The organism is Oenococcus sicerae, assembly GCF_004102045.2.
Taxonomy (GTDB): Bacteria; Bacillota; Bacilli; order Lactobacillales; family Lactobacillaceae; genus Oenococcus; species Oenococcus sicerae.
On record NZ_CP029684.2, the window covers coordinates 61,053 to 83,459 of the forward strand.

A 22,407-nucleotide genomic window follows, 5' to 3' on the forward strand; every position below is an offset into this window, starting at 1 on the left:
ATTCGTCAAACAGTTTTCTTACTTGCTAAGGCTGTTTCTCTAGCCACTACACGTTCACTTATTTTCATGAACGGCAAATAGAATGCAACGCCAAATATGATGATCAATAATTGTACAAGTACCGCTCGCCAATCACCTGCAGTTGCTAAATACGCACTTAATAGTGGTGGTGTTGTCCACGGAATCAGCACAACAACCCTGCTCATCCAACCAATGCTGGTGAAAAAATAAGCAATTAAAATACCAATAACCGGTTGCAACACAAATGGAATCATCATCGGAATATTAAAGACAATTGGATATCCGAAGATAACCGGCTCATTGATATTAAATATTCCAGGTGCACCAGCAAGACTGGCAACATTCTTGCTGGCCCGTTGCTTAGAAAAGATAAAAATTGCAATCAGCAAACATAGCGTCGATCCCGTACCACCAATCATGCCAAAAGTATCTCTAAAAGTATTTGTAAGTATATAAGGAATTGCTTTGTGTGCGGCATAAGCTGCCATATTTTTGTTCATATTAATTAGTAATACTGGATCCAATAAAGTACCATTAATCACAGTTTGATGAATTCCTAATGTAAACAGGAAATTACCACAACTATAAATGAACAACATGCCTGGTAAACTAGTATTAAATCTCCTGAGAGGTTCTTGAATCAAATTGGTAATTAATGCGATTAAATTGGTTTTGCCTAATACTAGCAGAAGGGCTGATAGAAGCGCCATAAAACTCAGTGTAATAATTACCGGAATCATGTCACTGAATGATGCGGAGACTGATGGTGGTACGTTTCCACCGATGTTAATTTTCAAGTGTTTGATCTTTGAAAGACGCATAAATATTTCAGTTGCGACTAATCCGATGATAATGCCAGCAAACATACCCGTTGTGCCTAAATTAGAAAATGATAAGATACCAGAAACATTGACCGTTTTAGTTGCACCAACCGGAATCACATTTAAAGTAAAAGGCATTACAATTACCAAACTTGAAAGTGCAATAACTGCGGGTAACAAAGCATTTTCAAAACCTTTGTTCCTTGCCAATGTGTAGCCAATAACGGGTGCTAATACTAAACCAGCAATGTTAAGTGTGCCATTCGTGACCATGTTGCCCCAAAACTGTAAATTAACTAAGCTGTTTCCACTTGCAATAAGTGGAAAGATAACATTATTAATTAGCACTGCTACTCCAGCTAGGATAAAAAGGGGCATAATCATTGCAAAAGAATCACGAAGAGATCTTAAATGTACTTCGTTTCCTACTCTTGCAGAGAAATCTGAAAATTTATCCAATACTTTTTTTCCTGTTGATTTTTTTTCGGAATTATCCATTTTTTCACCTCTTACTTTTACAATTCCGTACCATTGGATTTAATTACTTTTTGCAGCCAGTAATAACTTTTTTTTGGAACTCTTTTCAAATCTAGTAATTCATGATTGGTGCGATTGACATAAACTACACCGTATCTTTTATCGACATCTCCGCGTGAACTAGGGATATCAATTAATCCCCAACCCAAATACCCAATGACATCAACGCCATCACTAACTGCTTTCTCAAGTGCTTGAATATGAACACGATGATAATAAATACGATAGTCGTCATTGATTTGGTGCTTGCCATCCCAGTTTTCTCTGACTCCGATACCATTTTCGATGGGAAAAATTGGTAGATGCGTTCGATTAAATAAATCCATTAAAATACCATAAAAACCTTGAGGATCTATCTGCCAATTCCATTCGTTTGAAAGTAGGTACGGATTTTTTTTGTAACCAGCCTCGCCATAGTAATTTGGAACGGAAGCGATTGGTATTTCACTGCTAGTCAAAGTGGTAGTGGTGTAATAACTAAAACTGATGAAGTCACTCCTATTACGCGATATTTCCGCAAGATCGGATACTTTTAAAATATCTTCAATATGATTCTTTTCCATGAAACAAACAACTTCCGATGAATATTTTCCTTCAGTAAAAATACGCAATAGATTATAATCAACAAACTCTTTGTACTTCCTAACTACCTCCACATCAGCTGGTAAAGCACTGGCTGGATAAACCTCCTGAAAAGCTTCCATGCCGCCAATTAGTAAATCAGGTTTTAAATCATGAACGTAATTAGCTATACGACAATGAGCCAAAATAATATTATGCTGAATTTGATACAGTTCTCTCACAGTCTTGCCACCATTGAGATAACCGCTGCTAGCAAACGCAGAACTCAAACTAAAACAGTTTTGTTCATTAAAGGTCAGCCAGTATTTTACTTGGTCGCCAAATATATTTATCATTTTTTTTGCATATTCAAAAAATAAGTCAACTACTCTGCGATTCAAAAAACCATTATATTTTTTTGCTAATGCTAAAGGCATATCGAAATGATATAAACAAATCATGGGTTCAATACCAGCGTCAAGAAGTTCACTAATAAAACGACGATAGAAATCAATCCCTTCTTGGTTAAATTCTCCCTCCCCATCGGGTTGAATTCGGCTCCAGGAAATCTGAAATCGGTAAAAGTTCATTCCCAAATCTTTCATAATTTTAATATCTTCTGGATAACGGTGGTACTCATCGATGGCAATTTTCCAGTCAGAGCTATTTTCTGTACTTGGTTTTATATCATAAATTGATAGACCTTTGCCTCCCTCGTTCCATGCTCCTTCAGTTTGCATGCTCGATGTTGAATTTCCCCAGAAAAAATCTTTTTTTAATTTCCCCACACGAAATATCTCCATTTCCCGTAATCCTTTATGAAAGCGCTTTCAATGATTACAAATTAATTATATGTTCTTTTTAGTTAAATGTAAATTCTTTTTTTTAATTGTAAACTCATTTTATTATCAAATAATAAAATTGGTTTAATAAAAAAATTTTTTGTCATAATAAAACAGAACTAAAATTACTTAAGAGGAAAATATGGCAAAGTACATCGAAATCGCAAACATATTGCGTAAAGATATCAGCAATCACAAATATAGTGATCATGATCCCTTTCCAGACCAGAAAACTCTTGCTAAAATATTTGCTACTAGTCGCATGACGATTCAGAAGTCACTCAATATTTTATCCGCAGAAGGATTGATTCATAGTAAACAAGGATCTGGCACTTTTGTTTCAAAAAATGCTGATTTGATTGTGCAGACTGACCTCGGCGTCGATCAGTACGTTGGAACGACGAGTCTTTTAGGTAATAAACATGTCGTTGAAAGTCAGATTATTAAATTTCTAATTCGCTATCCTGACAATGCAGAGCAAGAAGCATTGAACATATCTGAAAAAGAACTTTTATATGACATTATTCGACTTCGAATAGTTGATAAGGAACCATATGCGTTAGAATACAGCAAAATGCCAGTTAAAGTAATTCCGGGTATTTCAGATGAAGTGCTTAAGAAATCTGTTTATCACTATATTCAGTCCGATCTAGGATTCAGAATTGGCTCCGCTTTTAGAAAAATAGGCGCTGTCAAGCCTGACAATTACGATAAAATGTTTTTGAATTGCGTGGATGGAGATCCAGTTTTAGAAGTAAGCCAGACAGTATATCTAGATAATGGAATCGCTTTTGAATTTTCTAGAACTCGGCATCGTTATGATAAAGGCAATGTCACGGTTTTCGTGAAATCAAACCTCGAAAGATAAACATGTCTATTCAATAATTTCGTTATGAGTATATTCAAGTTTACGAAACAAAAAATAGTCTGATAATTCAGGCTATTTTTAATTTAGCAAAACACGAAAACACCCATTGTAAAGAGTCATAACACTTGATAAAATGAAGTGAGCAGTTACTCGTTTCAACTAAAAAACTGCATATCAAATTGGCGTAAAAATCAAAGGAATTCAATTGACTAATTTCAGAAAATTTGTTGTGACGCTACTGGTTGGCGGAGTTGCCCTACTTGCACAATTTGTGTTTCATGCACCGCTGATCGCTTTTTGGATGATCTTGCTGGCGGGTGGATCGACAACATTATCGATGTTCATCGGCATGATCCAGACACTAAAAAACGGTAAATACGGCATTGACATCCTCGCAATCACCGCGATCGTAGCAACCTTGGCAGTTGGTGAGTATTGGGCCAGTCTAGTTGTTTTGATCATGCTGACAGGCGGCGACAGTTTGGAAGATTATGCCAGTCGCCAAGCAGGCCGAGAATTACAATCCTTGTTAAATAATTCACCGCAGACTGCCCATAAAATCAAAGACCAAGCAATCATCGATCTCGCAGTCTCTGAAATTCAAATCAATGATCTGATCTTAGTCAAACCAAATGAGACAGTTCCTGTAGATGGCCAAATTGTGGCTGGCCAGTCAACCGTTGACGAATCTTCTTTGACCGGTGAATCGATGGCTGTTTCCAAAAACATCGATGATGCATTGATGTCTGGTTCGATCAATGGTGATACAGCTTTAAAATTTAAAGTCACGCGATTGGCGCGTGACAGCCAGTATCAGCGTTTGGTTCGTTTGGTAAAAGAATCTGAGAGAAAACCAGCTAACTTTGTCCGTCTAGCTGATCAATATGCGCTGCCTTTTACCTTGATCGCCTATCTGATCGGTGGTTTATCCTGGTATTTATCAAAAGATCCGGTCAGGTTTGCTGAAGTCTTAGTTGTCGCCTCGCCCTGTCCACTCATTTTAGCCGCACCAGTTGCTCTGGTTGCTGGTATGAGCCGTTCCAGTAGAGCGGGAATCGTTGTCAAAAACGGCACCACGATCGAAAAATTAGCTAAAGCCCAAAGTGCTGCTTTTGATAAAACAGGGACGATCACGGCCGGTAGCCTTGTTGTCGATCAGATCACAGTTGACAATTCCCAAATGACGGCAAAACAGCTGTTGCAGCTGGCAGCCAGCGCTGAACAGGATTCCTCACATATCTTGGCCCGTTCACTACAAGCAGCTGTCAAAAAAGACGAAATCGACCTTTTATCTGTCTCAAATCTATCAGAAACAACTGGCCAAGGCATTCGTGCCATCGTGGACGGCAAAACAATTTCAGTCGGAAAAGCGGCGTTTGTCAAACACACTGAAACAGGATCACGAAATCAAACAGCTATTTTTGTCGCCGTTAATGACCAATATGCTGGTATGATCACTTTTAAAGATGCCTTGCGTCCAGAGACCGAACAAACATTAAAAAAATTGAAAACACTTGGTTTAAAACGACTAATTATGCTGACCGGCGATCAAGCAGGCGTAGCTGAAAAAATTGCCAGTCAAATTGATATTGATGAAGTTCACGCACAATGTCTACCCGAAGACAAGATTCGTCTTTTAAAAACAATTCCCAGCAAACTTCACCCGATTATTATGGTAGGTGATGGTGTCAATGACGCACCGGCTTTAGCCGCTGCCGATATCGGCATTGCAATGGGTGCACATGGTTCAACAGCTGCCAGTGAAAACGCCGATGCCGTGATTTTAAAAGATGACTTATATCGTGTGGCTCAAGCCGTGAAAATTTCGCAAGAAACCATGGCTATCGCACGCCAATCAGTCTGGATCGGCATCTCGATTTGCGTTTTTCTGATGCTATTAGCCAGTACAGGCCTCATTCCAGCTTTATTAGGTGCTGCCCTGCAAGAAGTTGTTGATTCTGTTTCGATCCTATCCTCATTGCGTGCTAGAAAAAATCGCTAAATTATAAAGATGATCCAGCAATTCGTTTGGCAGGCACTTGATCAACAATCAAATCGGGATCATTTTCCTGATTAATCGCTTGATAAAGAAGCTTCCCTGCACGCCGGCCCATTTCCATTGGATTCTGTTCCATTAAATCAATACCATCACCAACGAACTGTGACCAATCCCAATCATCAAAACTCAGTAAACCCGCATCAATTGGGAAAGTTAAGTGATTTTTCTTGAAAAAAGTCAATAATTTGAAGAGCAAAGGACCCATTAAAGTTACGAAAACCGTTTTCTGCTGGCGATTGCCCATCGCTTTAGATAACTGTTTTGCCAGCCAGGAATCATCATGACCATCAGTATTAATCACCTGGATATGAACACGATTTGCTTCGGCAGCTTTTTGAAAACCATTAATTCGCTGTGTCTGAGCGGATATAGCCTTGATTCGACAAATCAAAACAATTGACTGGTAACCGCGATTCCCTAATTCAACGCCCAGTTCCAGACTAGACGAAAAGTTATTTGTGACAACCTTAGCAACGCTAGTCGGCTGATCCTGGCATTCTCGGTCAACCATGACAAGCGGTGTCGCGTTTTTAAGAATTTTTTCATAAGCTTTGAAGTTCCCTTGGCTCGGCTGAATAATCAAACCATCCACGCGCTGCGCCAACAGGCGGTCGATACCTTGGTCCTCCTCCCTAGCAGCATTGCTGACATTTAGCAGCAACACACTATAGCCCAGTGGTTGAAAAACATTATAGATTCCCGTGAATAGAAAAGACGAAAAAAGGTTAGAAGTGTCGCCCATGATCACAGCGATCGTCTTCGTTTGCCGACTGCGCATGTCTCTAGCCGATGCAAAGGGCCGATAGTTCATTTGGACGATCGTATCATTGATTTTCCGTCTAGTGGCGGAACTCATTTTATTGTAGCGGCCATTTAAAAAACTTGAAATGGTCGTGGCTGAAACGCCGACTTCTTTTGCGACGTCTGATATCGTTGCATGTTTCATTGGCTTGCTCCCTGATCAAATTTTCCCACAAAAAAAGAGACCTGGATCTCTTTTGAGCAAAACTATTTTTACATAAAAGCTGAAACCGCAAAAATCGATAACAGACCAGAAACTGAAATCACAGATGTCAGTGTTGTCCAAGACAAGAAAGTTTCTTTCAAACTGAGACCGAAATACTCCTTGATCATCCAAAAACCAGCGTCATTAACATGGTCGGCAAAGACACTGCCAGCACCGATCGCCAAAACGATCAAAGCTGGATTGACACCAGAATTAGTCACGACCGAACCGACTAGACTGGCAGCCGTAATCGAAGCAACAGTCGATGAACCAAGGCTAACACGCAGCAACGCCGCGATCAGCCAAGCGACAAAAATCGGTGACAAATTTGTTTGACTGAATAATTGACCAATATATTTGGAAACGCCGCCATCGACAAGAACCTGTTTAAAAGCACCACCACCACCAATGATCAGCAGCATCATGGAAATTTGTTTGACAGATTCGGTCATGGAATCACCAATTTCTTTAATTTTCAAACCGCGGAAAATGCCCATTGTAAAGATCGCGATCAACAAAGAAATCAGCATTGCAGCATCCGGCGCACCGATAAATTGAATAACTTCGTTGAACAAATTTCCTTTTGGCAGTACATAATCGCAAATAGTCGCAACGCTGATCAAGATCACTGGCAGCAAAGCTGTGACAACGCTGACAGCAAAACCCGGTGTCTCTTCCAATTTGAATTCTTTATATTTTCCCAACACAGAAATATTGACGTTTTTGCGGTAAACTCTCGGATAGAAACGATGCAGGAAGTAATTGAAAATAGGACCAGAAATAATGATCGTTGGAATCGAGACGATAATTCCCAACAATAGCACATGCCCCAAAGGTGCATTTAAAGCCAAGGCTACAGCTGTCGGTGCTGGATGAGGCGGCAAAAAACCATGGGCAACGTTCAAAGTTGCGGCCATCGGAATGCCAAGATACATCAAGGGCAGATCGACTTCTCTGGCAATTACAAAGATGATCGGCAGCAAAACAACCAGACCAACTTCAAAGAATAAAGCCAGTCCAATAATAAACGAAGTTAGAATCACGGCGATCTGAATCCGTTTTTTCCCAAAGGTCTGAATCAGCTTATTCGCGATACGAAAACCACCGCCAGCATCAGAAATCAGTTTTCCTAGCATCGATCCAAAACCGAAAATAATTGCGAGATGGCCAAGCTGACCGCCGATCCCGGTCTCGATGCTTGTTGAAATATTACCCACCGGTACACCCAGCAGCAACCCGACAATAAAGGCCGTGATGACTAAAGACACAAAAGTATTTAATTTTAATTTCGTAATTAAAAATACGAGTAGGATGACACCCAACAACACGATCAATAGTGGCATATTTTTTCTCTTTTCTCTGTTTTTAACAAGACTCAACGCAGCAGATAACCGCCATCGACTGGTATCGTGGCACCGGTGACATAATTAGAAGCAGCACTAGCTAGGTAAACAACAGTCCCCATTAATTCCGATGGGTCTGCCCAATGGCCAGCTGGAATATGTTCAAGAATTTCTTTATTACGCACTTTATCTTCTTGCAAAGGCTTGGTCATTTCTGTATCGATATAGCCTGGCGCGATCGAATTAACTTGAATGCCTTCTGGTGCAAGGGCATCAGCATAGGCTTTGGTCAGACCAATAACGCCATGTTTGCTTGCCGTGTAAGGAAAAATAAATTTACCGGCACGAAACGACTGCATTGAACCAATGTTGATGATCTTGCCAGAATGCTGTTTCACCATGACTTTGGCTACTTCATGAGAAAGAAAATATAGCGCATTCAGATTAATATCGATCACCTTTAACCAGTCGCTGTCCTCATAATCCAAGAGCTTATTGCGAATCTGAATACCAGCGTTATTGACTAAGATATCCAACTTGCCATACTCTGCAACACACGCAGCAACAATTTCAGCCGCAGCCCCTGTAGCCGTGATGTCCTGTTGCAAAAAAGCGATCTTGCGATTTTGGCTAGTAACAAATTCCTCAATTTCTTCCCAACCCTTTTTCGATTGGCTAACAATGAAAATATCAGCACCAAAAGTTGCTAAAGCCCTTGTGTAATTAGCTCCTAGGCCTGATGCACCGCCTGTGATCAAAGCAACTTTGCCGTCTAGATTAAAAACATTTTTCGAAATCAAACCCATGTCTCCCCTTATTTCAAAACTATTCAATACTTTGATTACAATATGATTTTTTTGGTGTATCGATAAACCAACTTGTAAACGCTTTCATCTTAGTCTTGACTACCAAGTTTGTCAACAAAAAAATTCCAAATCAATTAAATCGCAAATGCTTAGTTTTTATTTAAAATAAAGAGCATGACATTTTGGCATGCATCCGGTTATCAGTAAATTATTTGATTTATTTAGTAAAATAAAATACAATAGTTTTTGAGTAAAGCGCTTACTTTATTGATTTAAATCGATAAACCGTGCCAAAAAATTAACTAAATTGTCAGAGGAGAAGTGAATGTCAGTCAACATTAGTGAAGATGGAAAATTTTTCCATTTACAGACAAAACACAGTAGTTATATTTTTCATGTCATGGAAAATGGCGAATTGGGACAGCTCTATTTTGGAAAAAGAATTCATAGTCAAAATAGTTATGGCAATCTCGCCAAAAAAGAACGTCGCGAGGCCATGGTGTCTTGGACAACAACGGCTGATGATTTTCAACCGGATAACCTCAAACAAGAGTATGCCAGTTTTGGCAAGGGTGATTTTCGCGACCCAGCTTATCAAGTAACAGCGGAAAACGGCAGCCGCATCAGTGAATTGCATTACGAAAGTTATCAGCTTGAAAAAGGCAAAAATCGTTTATCGGATCTACCTTCAGCTTTTGGAAAAGCTAGCGATGGTGTGGAAACATTAGAAATATTTTTACGAGATTCCCTGCTTGATTTGAAAGTCATTTTAAAATATAGTGTTTTTCCCAACGAAGATGTGATAACAAAAAGCGTTGAATTCATCAATCTTGGTCAGCAGCACCTGACTTTAAATCGTGCTCTCAGCAGTCAATTAGACCTGCCGGATGACCAGTATGATTTGATTAGTTTTTCTGGTTCTTGGGCTCGTGAAAGGCATGAAGTCGTTGATCGGCTCAAATCAGGCGTGCAAAGCATCAGCAGTTTGCGTACTGCTTCTAGCCACCAGCATAATCCTTTTGTCATGTTGGCTCGGCCAGACGCAACTGAAGATCAAGGCGACGTTTTCGGTTTTAATTTAATCTATTCAGGTAATTTTCTAGACCAAGTTGAGGTCAGCTCTTACAGTTCGACGCGCGTTTTGCAAGGCATTAACCCAGAAGAATTTGCATGGGAAGTCAAGCCGGATGGCCATTTCCAAACACCGGAAGCCGTCTTAAGCTTCTCTGGACAAGGGAAAAATCAGCTGAGTCAGCAAATGGGCGATTTTTATGAAAAACATTTGGTAAACCCTCGCTTTGCTAACCAGCAGCGACCTGTTTTGGTCAACAACTGGGAAGCGACTTATTTTGATTTTGATGAAAACAAATTAATAGCCATTGCCAAAAAAGCGGCGGAATTAGGAATTGAATTATTTGTCTTAGATGACGGCTGGTTCGGACACCGTGATGATGATACAAGTTCCTTAGGAGACTGGTTCGTTGATCAAAATAAGCTGCCGCAAGGGCTCGCGCATTTATCCAATCAAGTTCACCAATTGGGATTAAAATTCGGCCTTTGGTTTGAACCGGAAATGATTTCCATTGACAGCAAACTTTATGAGCAGCATCCTGAATGGATGATCGCAGCTCCAGGAAGAACACCAACACCAGGCAGAAATCAATTCGTTTTGGACTTTACACGCGATGAAGTCATAGATTATATTTTTGATATGATGTCCGCCCGAATTGAAGAATCAAAACTTGACTACATTAAGTGGGATATGAATCGTTATATTACAGATATGTTTAGCAGCAATCTGTCAAGATCCAACCAGCTGGAAATGTCTCACCGCTATATATTAGGCGTCTATAAACTTTATCAGCGCTTGATCGATCGTTTTCCAGAGGTCCTTTTTGAGTCATGCGCCTCAGGCGGCGGACGTTTTGACTTAGGCTTGATGTACTACGCACCGCAAGCGTGGACCAGTGACGATACAGATGCCGTTGAAAGAATTCTGATTCAATACGGTACTTCTTACGGCTATCCCCTTTCGATGATGGGTGCACATGTTTCTGATGTGCCTAATTATCAAACGGGTCGAGTAACTTCATTTGCTAGCAGAGGACAGGTTGCTTACTTCGGCGACTTGGGTTACGAGCTGGATATCACGAAACTCTCCGAAAAGGACCAATCAGAGATCCAAAAACAAGTTGCCTTTTACAAAAAATATCGTCAAATTTTCCAGTTTGGCAACTTCTATCGACTCCAGAGTCCTTTCGCTGGTGATCATAATGTCGCTAGCTGGATGGTCGTGAATCAAGACAAAACAATCGCAATTGCAGCTAGATATCAAATTCTCAATCGTCCTAATCCTAGTTATCTTAGAATTTATTTCAAGGGTCTAGATGCTGCAAAAGCTTATCGCGTCAATAACAGTGAAGAAATTTTTTATGGCGACGAACTTATGAACGCTGGTTTCTTCGTTGATCAAATTCTGAATATCAATCAGCCGATCCAAGGTTCGGCTGACTTTAGTTCTCAACTCTTCGTCATCACGGAATCCTAAAAAGTGTCTGATCTAGCATCCTAACCTAATGCCGCTATCGGAATTAGGTTTTTTTATTCATCATTTTCGATCAAATCAGTTGTACTTGCTAGTCTTTAAAAGGCCAGCTGGAGGGCTTGCTAAAAATATTAGAAAAATTGTAAACTGAACAAAGATATAAGCAACCATGACTGTCACGATTAAAGAAATTGCAAAAATGGCTGGCGTCTCCGCCAGCACTGTTTCGAGGATCTTAAATCAAGACCCTCTTTTGTCCGTCAAAAAAGAGACCAGAGAACAGGTTCGAGAAATAGCATTAAAGCTTAATTATCGCTCGACTCATAAAGAAAAAAGAAGAAGTTACAAGCCTGTTGCTATTATCACGAGCATGTCAGAGAAGCGGGAAAATGAGGATCCTTATTGGCGCAATATCCATCACGGCATCCGATTAGCTTCGAACAAATATGGTCTTTCAATCGCTAAAGTAATACGGCTGGGTACTGACAATATTAGAAAAAATGATGTTTCTCAATACTCCTCTTTAATTCTGACGGGCGACTTGTCCGCAGCAGCTATCCAAGATATTTATCGAATGAATCACAATATTGTACTCGTCGATGCGAGACTTCACTTTAACAATATCGATTCAGTAGAACCGGATTTTGTTTTTACAACGGAAAAACTATTAAACGAACTTGCATCACTGGGTCGAAAACGGATTGCTTTTCTTGGCGGTATAAACGAGAGAATGAATTTTAATGGCAGTAGCCATCATGCTTGGGAAGATGAACGGACACGCGTTTATCGTAAATGGATGGAAGAGCATAACTATGTCGAGATCATTTCAAATGGTGGTTGGGGATCTGAATCTGGTTATGAAAACATTAAGCAGTTGTTAAGCAACCACGGTCCGATAGATGCGTTGATCACTGCTTCTGATGCCATTGCTATTGGTGCGATTAAATATCTTCAGGAGCAAAATATTAAAATTGGTCAGGATATATTAGTGGCTTCGTTTGATAATCTTGATTTCGTTTCCTATCTAAATCCGCCTCTGACAAGTGTGGATCTGTCTCCAGATGCGATTGGATCAACCGCGCTTCAACAAGCTTTGGAACTAACTCAAGGACAAAGGCATTGGCATAAATGGACCATTATTCCGGGTGAAATCGCTTATCGTGCTTCCTTTGATCCTAAAAAATTAAAGTCATCACTTCAACTGTAATCACCGGTAATATTAAGTAATACAAAAACTTCCAAAACTGCTTAAAATCAGTCCTTTTTCGAATCTAAAAAAATTTCAAATCATTAACGGCACATTTCTTTATCAGAACTATAAAATATTTCTCGAAAGAGTATGCAGGAATGTTTTTATTTGAAACACGATAATTACTATGCATATATAGTAAGCCTATTTTTTAGCTTTTTTCGTAGTAGAAATATTTTGCCTTTGGAGAAGAAATAAAAGGGTTATCACATAATAAAAAAGCGCTCAACCATACGGTTAAAGCGCCTTGTCAACATATTATCATGGAGATTGAGGGATTCGAACCCTCGCGTCGGGATAAACCGGCCTACACCCTTAGCAAGGGCGCCTCTTCAGCCTCTTGAGTAAATCTCCAGTTGATTAAATGACTTGATTAAATTATAAATAAGTCTTATCTAAACAAAAATCGGCAAGCAAACATCATATAAAATGCCTGCTTGCCGATGGACCATCCAGGACTCGGACCTGGGACCTCTGCGTTATCAACACAGCGCTCTAACCAACTGAGCTAATAGTCCAAAGCGAATGACGGGAATCGGACCCGCATAGCCAGCTTGGAAGGCTGGAGCTCTACCACTGAGCTACATTCGCAGTGGGAGAAAAATCTCCAATGGCGCGGGGCGGAATCGAACCGTCGACACAAGGAGCTTCAATCCTTTGCTCTACCAACTGAGCTACCGAGCCAATCCTAACTGCATCGATATTCCTACCGACCGGTCCCAGCGGGGTTCGAACCCGCGATCTCCTCCGTGACAGGGAGGCGTCCTAGACCAGCTAGACCATGGAACCTCTTGAATATTCGCTATGTAATAGCCAAACATTCAGGGTCGGTCACAAAGTGACCTATTGCGGGGGCTGGATTTGAACCAACGACCTTCAGGTTATGGGCCTGACGAGCTACCAGACTGCTCTACCCCGCGATAATATTAAATTTGCCTTTCGGCAATGGAGAATAGAGGATTTGAACCTCTGCGCCGGTTTCCCGACCTGACGGTTTTCAAGACCGTTCCCTTCAGCCAGACTTGGGTAATTCTCCAGATAACTTCCATCGGCCAAAATGGACCCTGCTGGACTCGAACCAGCGACCGAACGGTTATGAGCCGCTTGCTCTAACCAACTGAGCTAAAGGTCCTCATTCGAGCCAATCGCGGCGGGGGGTATCGAACCCTCGACCTCCCGGGTATGAACCGGACGCTCTAGCCAGCTGAGCTACACCGCGATCAATTGAGCATACGCCCAATCGGGACAACTGGATTCGAACCAGCGACCCCCTGGTCCCAAACCAGGTGCTCTACCAAACTGAGCTATGTCCCGAGTCAATCTGCTCAGTACACAAATAATTACTTAATTGTACTCAGACGGTCAATTACTTGACCCATGCACCATGTAGGAGTCGAACCTACAACCTCCTGATTCGTAGTCAGACGCTCTATCCAATTGCGCTAATGGTGCATATTGCTGCTAACCAACCATGTTAAAAACGTGGATTAGTTGACTGTTTGCAAACTCACAAACATGCCGGCGCCCGGGATCGAACCGGGACGGTATCACTACCGCAGGATTTTAAGTCCTGTGCGTCTGCCTATTCCGCCACGCCGGCAACTAACTGCCACGATACGTGGCAAAGCGAACGGCGGGACTCGAACCCGTGACCCCCACCATGGCAAGGTGATGTTCTACCGCTGAACTACGTTCGCATATTATTGAGGAAACCCTCTGCCGACTAGAGGGTTCGAACCTCCGACCCCCGCTTTACAAGAGCGGTGCTCTGCCAACTGAGCTAAGTCGGCGATACTAAGACCCTTTGGAAATGATTTCTCATTTCCAATGGACGCTACAGGGATCGAACCTGTGACCTCCTGCTTGTAAGGCAGATGCTCTCCCAGCTGAGCTAAGCGTCCAAATTGGAATTTGGAATGTCGTTTGAATAACACGCGACTAAAATATAATACATAATATTTCGACGAACGTCAACAACTTTCAGGCAAAAAATTCGTTTTTTTATTTTTTAACTTGTCGAATCCGCTTTAAAGCTTCGGTTTTGCTGGCTTCAATCGTCTCTGCAATTGGCTTAAAACCGGCCTTTACACGCGTTGCTGTCCAAAAATGCTTATAAATATTACGATTTTCACCTGGTTGTGGATTAGCATGTATTTTCGAGATTGACAACTGGCGAAAACTTAAACTAATTTTTTTGCTGTAGTCATCGATATCTAATACAATTGCATCAACGTCTTGTCCAACGCGAAAATCATCAGTCAAATTATTAATTCGGCCAGCCTTGCATTCAGAAATATGAACGAGTCCTTGCGTTTTGGCATCAAGCTGCACAAAAACGCCATAATCTTGAATTCCGGAAATGATTCCGTTAACATGCTGACCAATTTTATAATCCATGTTCTCCATTATAATGTTTTCAAAAATCCGCGCGCGGGCACTGATATACTTAAATGGTATGCAATTTTTGATTGATTTTATCCTTCACATAGATGTCCACTTGGCCAACCTCGTCAACTCATTCGGCTTATGGAGCTATGCCTTAATGTTTCTTATCATTTTGATCGAGACTGGCGTGGTCGTTCTGCCATTTTTACCAGGTGATTCTTTGTTATTCGCTGCTGGTGCTTTATCAGCCAATGCCAACAATATTTTAGATGCCTGGATCTTATGGATTGGTTTTTTTATTGTTTCCCTAATTGGCGATTCTTTGAATTATTTTATCGGTCGCACGATCGGGCAAAAATTATTAAACACGAAAATCGGCCATTTTATCAAGCCTGAGCAGATTAAAGAGACTGAGAAGTTCTATGAGAAGCATGGTGCAATAGCGATCATACTAGCCCGATATATGCCGATTATTCGCACATTAGCGCCTTTCGTCGCTGCAACATCGAATTTCCCCTATTTACGTTTTTTTAAATACTCATTGATCGGTACATTTTCTTGGGCATCAATTGCCGTCTGGGCTGGTTACTTTTTTGGCAACATCCCCTTTGTCCGTAAACACTTCACGATGATTATTTTGGCTATCATCATTGTGACAATTCTACCGGCCGTAATTGGTTTCATCAAAACACGCACAAAAAAAACGAAGAATTAGTCTCCGCTTTCATCTTTATTCACTGGATCGATCCGAACGTTGCCGGCATTGATCTCTTCTAGCGCACGTCCAATCGGTTTAACGGACTTGTAAGAATCCAAGGTTGGTCCAACCAAAGTCTCTAATCTGGCAGCGATTTCCTGCATACTCTTCTTATCACGATCAGTTGGTTTTTCTTGACGCTTTAATTTTAATAATTCCTCTTTTAAACGAGGCAACTCTTCTAATTCTGTAGCACGCTTAGATGCCAAAGAAATTAGTTTATAACGAGAATCGACTTTGTTTAACAGTTCGTCGACTGACGGATACATTAGGCTCATCTTAACCCTCCAAAATTCTTATATAGCTATTAGCCAGACGCTTAGCCTTCAATCTTTCGGCCTCAATGATGGTCTGAACCTTTTTTACTGCCTTATCCACTTTATCATTTACGACGGCATAATCATAGTTAGTCATCATTAAAATCTCTTGACGGGCTGTTTTTAGGCGCTGATTGATCACTTCATCAGACTCGGTCCCACGCAGTTCCAAACGATTACGAAGCTGCATCAGATCCGGCGGCAGCAAAAAGATTAAGATCGCATCAGGTACTTTCGAACGGACCTGCATAGCACCATTAACTTCGATTTCCATAAAGACATCATTGCCCTGTTGACGCTGCTGTTCGATCCAAGTATTCGGCGTGCCATAATACTGGTCAACATATTGTGCGTATTCCAACATTTTGCCATCGTTAATCATTTTCTCAAATTCAGCTTTGCTCACAAAAAAATAATCCCTGCCGTTGACTTCATTGCGGCGCGGGCTGCGAGTCGTGGCCGAGATTGAATATAGCAGTTCATGCGGATTCTTTCTAAATAACGCTTTTCTAACCGTCCCTTTTCCAACACCGGATGGGCCGGAAAGCAAAAATAACATTCCTCGTTCATTCATGCCAACTAGTTTAACACTGTCAAACCTTTGAAATTTACCAATTCTTAAACAACATTTTTGAAGGAATTCTATCACTTATTGTATATTACAAATTTCAATATGTGGTATTTTGTTCGGTAAACAGTTTGCTATTTAGAACAAGCGTTCGTATATTTAATGGTGTTGAGGGAATAAAAATGCAAAACGCAATCTTGAACAATCAAATAACAAGTGTTAAGTCATTGAAAAATCTCTTAAGCGGTATTAAGGCAATTATGCCGATAGATAAAAAAGACCAGCTTGATGCCGAGACGATTATTGACCGTTTGAATTTGGCTTTGAGCTTTGATAAAACGGTTAAATTACAAATCAACGCAGAACTTAATTCTGATCGAGTTGTTAATTATACAGGCAAAATGCTTCAGACAAGTAATGGCAATCTTTTGATTCAATCTTCGCATAAGGATTTATCTAGAATAATCCCTAGCGAAATTCGCTTTCTAGAACTCATTTAAAAAAATAAACCAATTTGGCCCGTACCCTAAAGTTAGTGGAAAGTTTTACGATACGGATTGATGTTGTAGGTTTATTTTTTTTGTGCTAATAATTCTCTAGCATTAGCCTTAGCTTGTTCTGTAATTTTATCGCCTGATAGCATATTAGCAATCGACAAAATCCGACCTGGTAAATCAAGCTGCCGAATATCTGTCCTAGTACGCCCTTTGATAACCGTTTTTTCAATCTGCAGTTGGTGATCAGCAATTGAAGCAACTTGTGGCAGATGTGAAATAGAAATCACTTGACGATCGCTTGTGATTGCTTTCATTTTTCTGGCAACAGCTGCAGCTGCCCGACCTGAGACACCAGTATCGACTTCATCAAAAACAATTGTCGGCACAGACATTACCGTTGAAAAGACATTCGTCAAAGCCAATAGAATACGTGAAATTTCACCACCAGAAGCAATCTGATTCAAAGGCAGACTAGCTTCCCCGGGATTAGTTTGAATCCAAAAATCGACTTCATCAAAACCTTTTTCAGCTAGTTTTTTTGTCTGGGTAACATGAATTTTAAAAATAGCCTCACCCAAAAGCAGATCGTTAAGATTACCATGAATTTGTTTTTCCAACAAAAGGGCGGTTTTCATACGAATTTTATGTAACTTGCTGGCGAGTTCAATTAATTCTTTACGCAAAAGCTCAAACTGAGCACGTTCATCATGACGGTGATTATCATAGTCACTAAGCTTTTTCATTTCATCTGCAATTGAGTTGAAATAACTGATCAGTTGGTCGCTATTACGATGATATTTTCTTTCTGCGGATTTTAATTCGCTAATACGATCCGTGACTCTTTGGGCTTCCTGCTCATCAAAACTCAGTTCAGACAACTTGGCTTTCAGGTCACGTGCCGTTTCCTGCAAATTCAAATAACTAGACTCAACTGTCTCAGAAGCTTCTTGATAGCTTGAATCAATTTCCTTAAGTGCCTTCAAATTATCAGCTGCTTGATCTAGTAATGACAAAACAGTCGCGTTTTGGGCATCGTCCAAATTGCCAGTCACTTGTTTAAGCAATTGATAGATTTTTTCAAAATTTCTAATTCTTTTATCTTCTTCGAGCAGGTCATCCATTTCATGCGGCTGCAATTTTAAATCAGATAGTTCCTTATATTCAAACTGCAGAAAATCGAGGCGGGATTGCCGATCTTTAGTATCCTTTTCCTGTTTGATCAAATCAGATCTAAGACGAGCATATTCAGTAAATTTCAATTGATAATCAGCTAGCTTGAGCGCTAAATCATTACCGCTAAATCTATCAACTAACTCGCCCTGCAATTGATTATCGAGTAGTTCTTGATTGTCAAATTGTGCGGAAATTTTAACCAATTGGCGACCGATTTCCGACAATTGTTTGACCGTCAAGATAACACCGTTAACTGAGATCAAATTACGGCCAGTCAGATTAATCTCACGGCGGATAACCAGCTGATCATCTTGTTGCAGACCAAAAACTGTCAAATCGGTTTTGGGATAATCAAAAACACCTTGAATCACGGCTTTTCGTTCACCCTTTCGGATCATTGAATTATATGAGCGCTCCCCGATCAATAAGCTGAGTGCATCTATAATAATCGATTTTCCGGCGCCGGTTTCACCAGTCATAACTGTCAGACCGCTATCAAAATTAATTTGAGCATCATCAATGATCGCAAAATCTTTAATTGATAAATTATTCAACATCCTATTAAGAATTGTACGAAATTTTGAGTCCTTTAAAAAAATTACTTAGCATAATTCTTGAAAATAAAATCCTGAATTGATTTAGGAAACAAAACTTGACTACTATTGTGATCGCCTTTCTTTAAATAAATAAGGAATTCATGATTACCATCGCCGCCTTGGATAGGTGAATTAGTGAAACCAGCAACCGTAAATCCGAGCTGGCGACTCAACTGAATAATTTTTTCATAGGCTTTTAAAACTGGCAACGTTTTTCGCACGATACCTTTTTTGCCAACATTTTCTCGACCAACTTCAAATTGAGGTTTAAATAAAGCAATTACCTCACCATCTGCCGATAAAATCGGATATAAAGATGGCAAAATCAGCGTTAAAGAGATAAAAGAAACATCAATCACAGCTCTAGTTGGCTGCGGATCAGCAAAGTCAGACTTCTTGGCATAGCGAAAATTATAGCCTTCGATATTTTTAACACGTCGATCAGCCTTGAGACGGTCAATTAACTGGTCATGACCAACATCGACCGCATAAACAAAAGCTGCTCCCGAACGCAAAGACAGATCCGTAAAACCACCAGTAGAAGCGCCAATATCGATGACAGTCTGTTTCTCCAAAACAAAATCAAAATAATCAATTCCTTTTTGCAATTTAAAAGCACCACGCGATGCAAAATTGCTGGTTTGCGCCGTCAAATGAAAAGCAGTCTCTCTGGTAACTGAAAAACTGACTTTTTGAAAAATTTTGCCTGCCTCATCAGCGACGGTGCCATCCTTAATGGCTTTTTGAGCTTGTGTACGACTGGCAAATAGATTTTTTTCGACCACATACTGATCTAAACGAATTGGAAAAACCGTCATACTTGATCCAGCAAATCAAGCAATAGCGAACTTTGGAAATCAGGAACTTGTTTTAAAGCATCGGCAGCCAATTTTAGGTGCTCATTCAAATTCTCCTGGCTCTTTTTTGTGCCAACTAAACTTGGAAAACTTTTTTTATGTTCTTTTTCATCTTGAGTAATATCGGTCAGATCATCTTTTATCTGAAAAGCGATCCCCAAATTAGCGCCATAGACATTCAGCGCACGGATTTTTTCATTTGAAAGACCCGCTAAAACGCCACCAGCCGTTGCTGCATAAGTCATTAAAGCTCCTGTTTTCATTAAATGAACAAATTCCAAATCCTCAACTGATTCAACCTTTTCTTGGGAAAACAGATCATACTGCTGACCACGAATCATATTATCTGGACCAGCAGCCAAGGCAAGACTGTAAATCAGTTTTAAACGAACAGCTTCAGGCAACTGTAAATCAGACAGTTTTTTAAAAGCTTCAGTCAAAAGACCATCCCCAGCTAAAACAGCATTGCCAACGCCAAATTCCTTCCAAGTGCTGGCTTGGCCACGACGTTTCTCATCATTATCCATTTCCGGCAAGTCGTCATGAACCAAAGAATAAGCATGCACAAATTCAACTGCCGTTGCCGCATCGATAATACTGCTGTCGATCACTTTGCCAGAACTAGCAAAGCTTGCTAATGTCAATAAAGGACGCAGACGTTTTCCAGCAGAGTTCAGTGAATAAACCATAATTTTGAAAATATCATCATCACGATCAGCGAAATATTCAGCTAAATTATGATTAATTTGCGGCAAGTAACGCTGAGAAAATTCTTTAAATTTCATCTTGATCTGCCTTTCTTTGCGAGTCAAGATTTAATTGGCTTAGGTTGCTATCAATCGTTTTCTGCGCATCATCAAGATATTTTTTTAAGGCTGACGAAATTTTCACACCATTTTCAAAATTATTTAATGCTTGGTCAATTGGCAAATCGCCATTTTCTAAATTTGCAACGATTTGTTTCAACTCTTTCATATTTTTTTCAAAATCAAATTTTTCCGACATCGTGCAGCTCCTTGATTTCCGCCAAGGCCGAGCCTTGCGCAAAAGTTATTTTAACTTGATCGTTGGGTTTTAGTTCGGCAGCATTCTTGATCAATTTATGATCCTTGTAGGTCAAGGAAAAACCACGATCCAGTACTTTCAGCGGACTTAATGCATCTAATTTGCCGGTCAAATTGATAAATTGCTGACCTGTTTTTTGAAAACGGCTAGTAAATAAATTGACTAACTGTAAATTTAGATTCTGTAATTTCTGATCATGATTCACAAAGACTTGGTTAAAGGACTTTAGCGCTGGCGAATTCGCTAGATATTCAAACTGATCAAGATTTTTTTTCAATGACCGTTGAATATCATCTGAAAAACGGTAGATCATTTGATCCAAAATATGATAATAATCTGAAATTGCTGGTGTTACTTTGTTACCGGCAGCAGTCGGTGTCTCTACACGATAATCGGCTGCCAGATCGGTCAATGTCGTATCCGTCTCGTGGCCGATAGAACTGATCACAGGTTTTGATAAACTAGCTACTAAACGGACCAGTTTTTCATCGTTAAAAGGCCATAAATCTAGCATCGAACCACCACCACGCGCAATAATAATCGCGTCAGCATCAGATTGATCAGCCTTCATCATCGCCGCCATCAGGTCATCAACTGCCTTGTCCCCTTGCACAATCGACTGAAACAGTTCAATTTGAAGCTTCGGGTTGCGATGGCCGATAGTTGAACGAATGTCATGAATAACCGCACCAGTTTTTGAAGTGATCACAGCCACTTTTTTTGGAAAATAATTTAAAGGCTTAACCGGCTTGCTAAAGAGACCTTCTTTGGTCAGCTTATTTTTGATTTCAGCCAGTTTGAGGTAAAGCTCTCCTAAACCAGCTGGCTGCATCGAAAAAACAAAGATAGACGCGTAAGCACGTTTTTCATAGAGGCGGACGCTGGCCGTTAAATTAACCTTGTCACCAGACTTAAAATCAAAGGAAAACCCCCGCAACACACTGGGTGACACATAAGCACGAATAGAAGCATCATCATCATCACGCAGATCAAAATAAGCAGATCCGTTAGAAAGCTTATAACCAAAAACTTCGCCTGTAATCGAAATTTGCTTAAGATAAGGATCACGAGAAAACTTAGCTGACAAATAGCGGTTTAGTGCGCCAACTGTTAAAAATTCCACTGCCTGATCAGTCATCATTACGAAACGAAATGTGCCAAAATGCCGTTGACAAACTTGCCATCACTTTCATCACCAAAATTTTTAGCGAGTTCGGTTGCTTGATCTAATGCCACTTTTTTTGGAATATCGATCCGATTTTTCAATTCAAAAATCCCAATCTGTAAAGCCACATTAGCTGTTTTGGAAATACGATCAATCGGCCAATCAGCTTTCAAAAAAGGCAGATACTGTGCTTCCAAATCTTTATGTATAGCTAAAACGCCTGCGACTAGCTGATTAAAATAGTCATCAATTGCGTTCTGCTCAAACAAAGTCTTTTTTAATAAGGCTTGGTCTTGTTCCGAATCAACTTCTAAAGCAAATAATGCTTGAAAACTCAATTCTCTAACTTGTTGACGGGTTAAATTCAAA

20 protein-coding genes and 15 tRNA genes are annotated in these 22,407 nt (G+C 40.2%); 6 read left to right on the forward strand and 29 right to left on the reverse strand.

Features of this window, described 5'->3' with window-relative positions; genetic code table 11:
* Window positions 1–5 precede the first annotated feature (5 nt).
* Complete coding sequence (locus DLJ48_RS00305; RefSeq protein WP_128684887.1) at window positions 6–1,340, reverse strand: PTS sugar transporter subunit IIC; 1,335 nt, start codon at window positions 1,338–1,340, stop codon at window positions 6–8.
* Between the two features lie 17 nt (window positions 1,341–1,357).
* Complete coding sequence (locus tag DLJ48_RS00310) at window positions 1,358–2,743, reverse strand: glycoside hydrolase family 1 protein (RefSeq protein ID WP_128684889.1); 1,386 nt, start codon at window positions 2,741–2,743, stop codon at window positions 1,358–1,360.
* 181 nt (window positions 2,744–2,924) lie between these two features.
* Here DLJ48_RS00310 and DLJ48_RS00315 point away from each other — a divergent pair, with 181 nt between their 5' ends.
* Both DLJ48_RS00315 and DLJ48_RS00320 read left to right on the forward strand, forming a co-directional pair.
* A complete protein-coding gene (locus tag DLJ48_RS00315) occupies window positions 2,925–3,650 on the forward strand; it encodes a GntR family transcriptional regulator (protein WP_128684891.1) in 726 nt (241 codons plus the stop codon).
* A gap of 205 nt (window positions 3,651–3,855) precedes the next feature.
* Window positions 3,856–5,652 carry a heavy metal translocating P-type ATPase gene (locus DLJ48_RS00320; protein WP_128684893.1) on the forward strand — a complete coding sequence of 599 codons (1,797 nt, stop codon included), beginning with the start codon at window positions 3,856–3,858 and terminating at the stop codon, window positions 5,650–5,652.
* Window position 5,653: 1 nt separating this feature from the next.
* On the opposite strand, the gene DLJ48_RS00325 is transcribed toward DLJ48_RS00320, so the two are convergent.
* The 3 genes from DLJ48_RS00325 to DLJ48_RS00335 all read right to left on the reverse strand — a co-directional run bounded on the left by DLJ48_RS00325 (window position 5,654) and on the right by DLJ48_RS00335 (window position 8,864).
* Window positions 5,654–6,655 (reverse strand): substrate-binding domain-containing protein, encoded by a 1,002-nt coding sequence (locus DLJ48_RS00325; protein ID WP_128684895.1) that lies wholly within the window; start codon window positions 6,653–6,655, stop codon window positions 5,654–5,656.
* 68 nt (window positions 6,656–6,723) lie between these two features.
* Entirely contained in the window at window positions 6,724–8,058 is a 1,335-nt protein-coding gene (locus DLJ48_RS00330) for a gluconate:H+ symporter (protein WP_128684897.1), read from the reverse strand.
* Between the two features lie 32 nt (window positions 8,059–8,090).
* Complete coding sequence (locus DLJ48_RS00335) at window positions 8,091–8,864, reverse strand: SDR family oxidoreductase (RefSeq protein WP_128684898.1); 774 nt, start codon at window positions 8,862–8,864, stop codon at window positions 8,091–8,093.
* A gap of 325 nt (window positions 8,865–9,189) precedes the next feature.
* On the opposite strand from DLJ48_RS00335, the gene DLJ48_RS00340 reads away from it, so the two are divergent.
* Both DLJ48_RS00340 and DLJ48_RS00345 read left to right on the forward strand, forming a co-directional pair.
* The gene (locus DLJ48_RS00340) at window positions 9,190–11,412 is read left to right on the forward strand and encodes an alpha-galactosidase (protein WP_128684900.1); all 2,223 of its coding nucleotides are present in this window, start codon (window positions 9,190–9,192) and stop codon (window positions 11,410–11,412) included.
* 166 nt (window positions 11,413–11,578) lie between these two features.
* Window positions 11,579–12,616 carry a LacI family DNA-binding transcriptional regulator gene (locus DLJ48_RS00345; protein ID WP_128684902.1) on the forward strand — a complete coding sequence of 346 codons (1,038 nt, stop codon included), beginning with the start codon at window positions 11,579–11,581 and terminating at the stop codon, window positions 12,614–12,616.
* Between the two features lie 306 nt (window positions 12,617–12,922).
* Here DLJ48_RS00345 and DLJ48_RS00350 read toward each other — a convergent pair.
* The 16 genes from DLJ48_RS00350 to DLJ48_RS00425 form a co-directional block, all read right to left on the reverse strand.
* Window positions 12,923–13,012 (reverse strand) — tRNA-Ser (locus DLJ48_RS00350).
* A gap of 90 nt (window positions 13,013–13,102) precedes the next feature.
* Window positions 13,103–13,176 (reverse strand) — tRNA-Ile (locus DLJ48_RS00355).
* 2 nt (window positions 13,177–13,178) lie between these two features.
* Window positions 13,179–13,249: transfer RNA gene (locus DLJ48_RS00360), tRNA-Gly, on the reverse strand.
* Between the two features lie 20 nt (window positions 13,250–13,269).
* Window positions 13,270–13,342 (reverse strand) — tRNA-Phe (locus DLJ48_RS00365).
* A 30-nt stretch (window positions 13,343–13,372) separates the two neighbouring features.
* Window positions 13,373–13,447, reverse strand: a tRNA-Asp gene (locus DLJ48_RS00370).
* A 57-nt stretch (window positions 13,448–13,504) separates the two neighbouring features.
* A tRNA-Met gene (locus DLJ48_RS00375) sits at window positions 13,505–13,578 on the reverse strand.
* A 26-nt stretch (window positions 13,579–13,604) separates the two neighbouring features.
* Window positions 13,605–13,694, reverse strand: a tRNA-Ser gene (locus DLJ48_RS00380).
* A 22-nt stretch (window positions 13,695–13,716) separates the two neighbouring features.
* Window positions 13,717–13,790, reverse strand: a tRNA-Ile gene (locus tag DLJ48_RS00385).
* Between the two features lie 13 nt (window positions 13,791–13,803).
* Window positions 13,804–13,877: transfer RNA gene (locus tag DLJ48_RS00390), tRNA-Met, on the reverse strand.
* 21 nt (window positions 13,878–13,898) lie between these two features.
* Window positions 13,899–13,972 (reverse strand) — tRNA-Pro (locus DLJ48_RS00395).
* 64 nt (window positions 13,973–14,036) lie between these two features.
* A tRNA-Arg gene (locus DLJ48_RS00400) sits at window positions 14,037–14,110 on the reverse strand.
* A 64-nt stretch (window positions 14,111–14,174) separates the two neighbouring features.
* Window positions 14,175–14,258 (reverse strand) — tRNA-Leu (locus tag DLJ48_RS00405).
* 25 nt (window positions 14,259–14,283) lie between these two features.
* Window positions 14,284–14,355: transfer RNA gene (locus tag DLJ48_RS00410), tRNA-Gly, on the reverse strand.
* Between the two features lie 20 nt (window positions 14,356–14,375).
* Window positions 14,376–14,448 (reverse strand) — tRNA-Thr (locus DLJ48_RS00415).
* A gap of 38 nt (window positions 14,449–14,486) precedes the next feature.
* Window positions 14,487–14,559 (reverse strand) — tRNA-Val (locus DLJ48_RS00420).
* A 100-nt stretch (window positions 14,560–14,659) separates the two neighbouring features.
* On the reverse strand, window positions 14,660–15,055 hold the full coding sequence (locus tag DLJ48_RS00425; RefSeq protein WP_128684904.1) for a CvfD/Ygs/GSP13 family RNA-binding post-transcriptional regulator: 396 nt from the start codon (window positions 15,053–15,055) through the stop codon (window positions 14,660–14,662).
* Window positions 15,056–15,113: 58 nt separating this feature from the next.
* Here DLJ48_RS00425 and DLJ48_RS00430 point away from each other — a divergent pair, with 58 nt between their 5' ends.
* Window positions 15,114–15,758 (forward strand): VTT domain-containing protein, encoded by a 645-nt coding sequence (locus DLJ48_RS00430; RefSeq protein ID WP_128684906.1) that lies wholly within the window; start codon window positions 15,114–15,116, stop codon window positions 15,756–15,758.
* Here the strand turns inward: DLJ48_RS00430 and rpoZ are convergent.
* Window positions 15,755–16,078: a DNA-directed RNA polymerase subunit omega gene (gene rpoZ, locus DLJ48_RS00435; protein WP_128684908.1), complete on the reverse strand. Its 324-nt coding sequence runs from the start codon at window positions 16,076–16,078 to the stop codon at window positions 15,755–15,757. The two genes, DLJ48_RS00430 and rpoZ, sit on opposite strands and share 4 nt — an antisense overlap.
* Window position 16,079: 1 nt before the next feature.
* Window positions 16,080–16,691, reverse strand: coding sequence for a guanylate kinase (gene gmk / locus DLJ48_RS00440; protein WP_165438693.1), 612 nt, complete (start codon window positions 16,689–16,691; stop codon window positions 16,080–16,082).
* A gap of 176 nt (window positions 16,692–16,867) precedes the next feature.
* Here gmk and DLJ48_RS00445 point away from each other — a divergent pair, with 176 nt between their 5' ends.
* On the forward strand, window positions 16,868–17,185 hold the full coding sequence (locus DLJ48_RS00445; protein ID WP_128684911.1) for a hypothetical protein: 318 nt from the start codon (window positions 16,868–16,870) through the stop codon (window positions 17,183–17,185).
* Window positions 17,186–17,256: 71 nt separating this feature from the next.
* On the opposite strand, the gene recN is transcribed toward DLJ48_RS00445, so the two are convergent.
* Genes recN through nusB form a run of 6 tightly spaced genes read right to left on the reverse strand, consistent with a single transcriptional unit; the run spans window position 17,257 to window position 22,406 of the window.
* Window positions 17,257–18,912: a DNA repair protein RecN gene (gene recN / locus DLJ48_RS00450; protein WP_128684913.1), complete on the reverse strand. Its 1,656-nt coding sequence runs from the start codon at window positions 18,910–18,912 to the stop codon at window positions 17,257–17,259.
* Between the two features lie 41 nt (window positions 18,913–18,953).
* Window positions 18,954–19,769, reverse strand: coding sequence for a TlyA family RNA methyltransferase (locus DLJ48_RS00455; protein WP_128684915.1), 816 nt, complete (start codon window positions 19,767–19,769; stop codon window positions 18,954–18,956).
* On the reverse strand, window positions 19,766–20,593 hold the full coding sequence (locus tag DLJ48_RS00460; RefSeq protein ID WP_128684917.1) for a polyprenyl synthetase family protein: 828 nt from the start codon (window positions 20,591–20,593) through the stop codon (window positions 19,766–19,768). The genes DLJ48_RS00455 and DLJ48_RS00460 overlap by 4 nt, the downstream gene beginning before the upstream one ends.
* On the reverse strand, window positions 20,583–20,813 hold the full coding sequence (gene xseB, locus DLJ48_RS00465; RefSeq protein WP_128684919.1) for an exodeoxyribonuclease VII small subunit: 231 nt from the start codon (window positions 20,811–20,813) through the stop codon (window positions 20,583–20,585). Before xseB ends, DLJ48_RS00460 begins: the two co-directional genes overlap by 11 nt.
* Entirely contained in the window at window positions 20,797–22,014 is a 1,218-nt protein-coding gene (gene xseA / locus DLJ48_RS00470; RefSeq protein WP_243148607.1) for an exodeoxyribonuclease VII large subunit, read from the reverse strand. The genes xseB and xseA overlap by 17 nt, the downstream gene beginning before the upstream one ends.
* The gene (gene nusB / locus DLJ48_RS00475; protein ID WP_128684921.1) at window positions 22,014–22,406 is read right to left on the reverse strand and encodes a transcription antitermination factor NusB; all 393 of its coding nucleotides are present in this window, start codon (window positions 22,404–22,406) and stop codon (window positions 22,014–22,016) included. The genes xseA and nusB overlap by 1 nt, the downstream gene beginning before the upstream one ends.
* Between the last annotated feature and the right edge of the window lies 1 nt (window position 22,407).

Coding starts and splice junctions, on each gene's coding strand:
- DLJ48_RS00325 (WP_128684895.1), bottom strand. CDS start 6,655: ATGAAACATGCAACGATATCAGACGTCGCAAAAGAAGTCGGCGTTTCA.
- DLJ48_RS00430 (WP_128684906.1), top strand. CDS start 15,114: ATGCAATTTTTGATTGATTTTATCCTTCACATAGATGTCCACTTGGCC.
- DLJ48_RS00345 (WP_128684902.1), top strand. CDS start 11,579: ATGACTGTCACGATTAAAGAAATTGCAAAAATGGCTGGCGTCTCCGCC.
- DLJ48_RS00310 (WP_128684889.1), bottom strand. CDS start 2,743: ATGGAGATATTTCGTGTGGGGAAATTAAAAAAAGATTTTTTCTGGGGA.
- DLJ48_RS00455 (WP_128684915.1), bottom strand. CDS start 19,769: ATGACGGTTTTTCCAATTCGTTTAGATCAGTATGTGGTCGAAAAAAAT.
- xseA (WP_243148607.1), bottom strand. CDS start 22,014: ATGATGACTGATCAGGCAGTGGAATTTTTAACAGTTGGCGCACTAAAC.
- DLJ48_RS00315 (WP_128684891.1), top strand. CDS start 2,925: ATGGCAAAGTACATCGAAATCGCAAACATATTGCGTAAAGATATCAGC.
- gmk (WP_165438693.1), bottom strand. CDS start 16,691: ATGAATGAACGAGGAATGTTATTTTTGCTTTCCGGCCCATCCGGTGTT.
- DLJ48_RS00460 (WP_128684917.1), bottom strand. CDS start 20,593: ATGAAATTTAAAGAATTTTCTCAGCGTTACTTGCCGCAAATTAATCAT.
- rpoZ (WP_128684908.1), bottom strand. CDS start 16,078: ATGAGCCTAATGTATCCGTCAGTCGACGAACTGTTAAACAAAGTCGAT.
- xseB (WP_128684919.1), bottom strand. CDS start 20,813: ATGTCGGAAAAATTTGATTTTGAAAAAAATATGAAAGAGTTGAAACAA.
- DLJ48_RS00425 (WP_128684904.1), bottom strand. CDS start 15,055: ATGGATTATAAAATTGGTCAGCATGTTAACGGAATCATTTCCGGAATT.
- DLJ48_RS00305 (WP_128684887.1), bottom strand. CDS start 1,340: ATGGATAATTCCGAAAAAAAATCAACAGGAAAAAAAGTATTGGATAAA.
- DLJ48_RS00445 (WP_128684911.1), top strand. CDS start 16,868: ATGCAAAACGCAATCTTGAACAATCAAATAACAAGTGTTAAGTCATTG.
- recN (WP_128684913.1), bottom strand. CDS start 18,912: ATGTTGAATAATTTATCAATTAAAGATTTTGCGATCATTGATGATGCT.
- DLJ48_RS00335 (WP_128684898.1), bottom strand. CDS start 8,864: ATGGGTTTGATTTCGAAAAATGTTTTTAATCTAGACGGCAAAGTTGCT.
- DLJ48_RS00340 (WP_128684900.1), top strand. CDS start 9,190: ATGTCAGTCAACATTAGTGAAGATGGAAAATTTTTCCATTTACAGACA.
- DLJ48_RS00330 (WP_128684897.1), bottom strand. CDS start 8,058: ATGCCACTATTGATCGTGTTGTTGGGTGTCATCCTACTCGTATTTTTA.